This is a genomic window from Sedimentitalea sp. XS_ASV28 (assembly GCF_041224545.1).
In the GTDB taxonomy this organism is placed as follows: domain Bacteria; phylum Pseudomonadota; class Alphaproteobacteria; order Rhodobacterales; family Rhodobacteraceae; genus Sedimentitalea.
Window position 1 is genome coordinate 1 of sequence record NZ_JBGFGP010000027.1, and the last position, 370, is coordinate 370.

1 protein-coding gene is annotated in these 370 nt (G+C 59.5%); it reads left to right on the forward strand.

Annotated elements, in window-relative coordinates:
* Positions 1–5: 5 nt before the first annotated feature.
* Positions 6–370: NYN domain-containing protein (locus AB9K34_RS00365; RefSeq protein WP_369952509.1), on the forward strand; the 365-nt coding region annotated here is incomplete at its 3' end.

Below are 370 nucleotides of genomic sequence, written 5' to 3' on the forward strand. Positions count from 1 at the left end.
CGGGTATGACAAACACGCAGAAACCACCGCTTCTGGCGGTTCTGATAGACGCCGACAATATCTCGGCGAAATATGCCGAAGCGATGTTCGAAGAGATCGCCTCGCTGGGCGAAGCCAGCATCCGGCGCATCTATGGCGACGTTGCCGGAGGCGGCCCGCAAGGCTGGACCAAGGACAAGCTGGCGGCGCTCGCGATCGTTCCGCACCAGCAATTTGCCAACACGACCGGCAAGAATGCCAGCGATATCGCACTGGAGATCGACGCGATGGACATCCTGCATTCCGGGCGGTTCGATGGATTTGTCCTCATCTCGTCAGACAGCGATTTCACCCGTCTGGCCAGTCGCATTCGTGAACAGGGGCTCGACGT